The 1191-nt window shown below is 55.8% G+C and carries 1 protein-coding gene; it reads right to left on the reverse strand.

Features of this window, described 5'->3' with window-relative positions:
• Positions 1–32: 32 nt before the first annotated feature.
• Positions 33–980 carry an IS110 family transposase gene (locus AC1DKH_RS30310; protein ID WP_477800225.1) on the reverse strand — a complete coding sequence of 316 codons (948 nt, stop codon included), beginning with the start codon at positions 978–980 and terminating at the stop codon, positions 33–35.
• Positions 981–1191 lie beyond the last annotated feature (211 nt).

Raw genomic sequence — 1191 nt, forward strand, 5'->3', positions numbered from 1 at the left:
CTGTGGGAGATTCTATGGTTGAGGGGAACCCCTCAACCTGCTTTCGGTTGGTATTCGCCTTGCCCTTTCAGCAGTGCAAATACGATCCGGGCAAGTTTGCGGGCCAAGATCACCAGTGCCTGCGTGGTGCTGAACCCTTTGGCTCTTTGCTCTGCGTAAAAGCCTTTCCAGACGGCTGTGCGGCTGGCCGACATGGCGGCGTTGTGCAGCAGTCGACGCGCTTCCGGGTCTCCGCGCTTGGTCAGGCTGCGACGACCGTCCTTTTGTCCTGACTGTGATACCCGCAAATCCATCCCTAAAAACGCGATGAAGGCATCTGCATTTCTGAAATCGCCTCGCTGAAAGGCCGCGATCAAGCGGGCGCCAGTCAGAAAACCAATACCTTCAACTTTCATGCAACGCTTCAACTGGGCAAGCAAGCCGGCCTCTTTCAGGCGGTCGTTGATCATTTTCTCAACCAGCCCTTCAAGCCTCTGCATGGAGGCCACTTGCTCGGCAAAAGCGGCTTTGAGCAGCGGTTCATTTGTCCAGCTCTGCACCAGGCCAACCCGCGCCTGAACCAGCGCCGCGCGCCGGCGGAAAAGGCTCAAGAGGCAGCGGTACAGCGGCGATGGCGGAATCCATGGATGGAGCTCTTCATACTCGTTCTTCAGATAACGAGCGAGCAACTTTGCATCCAGTGCGTCCGTTTTGGCGCGAACCTTCACACCTTTGCGGTAGTGACTCAGTTCATAGCCGCCGACCATGTAAATGGTGCAACCGGCCTCATGGGCCAGGTCGGCGAACTCCAGGTGATAGATATTGGTCGACTCAATCGCGACATCGACCGGTGCCGGCAAGGCTTTCAGCCATTTCTTGATGGCTGGCTTGTTATTGGGAAGCGTCTCAAGCAGATCCAGTTCGGCCTGATAGATCATCAATTCATTCTTGGCGACATCCACGCCCACGATTGGTTTGATAGCAGAAGCCGGCATTGCCATTGAACATCCCCCGAGATATGGTTTTGAGCACTTGAAGGGCTCACCCAGAGGCGCAGGCTTGTTCCTATCGTCGGTCTAGCCAGATGCATTCTTTATCGGCGCTTGGGTGAAAGGAGGAGGGGCGAAATCTCCCACGGATCTGTACTGCGCTAACAGTCAGAATCGAGCTTTGTCCCTCCTCCTCCCTTCAAGTCCTAGCATACAAGCGAGC

It is taken from the genome of Pseudomonas sp. 05L36, assembly GCF_056398125.1.

What these genes read in the sequence shown, in the direction of transcription:
- AC1DKH_RS30310 (WP_477800225.1), bottom strand. Translation starts at nt 980, where the DNA reads ATGGCAATGCCGGCTTCTGCTATCAAACCAATCGTGGGCGTGGATGTC.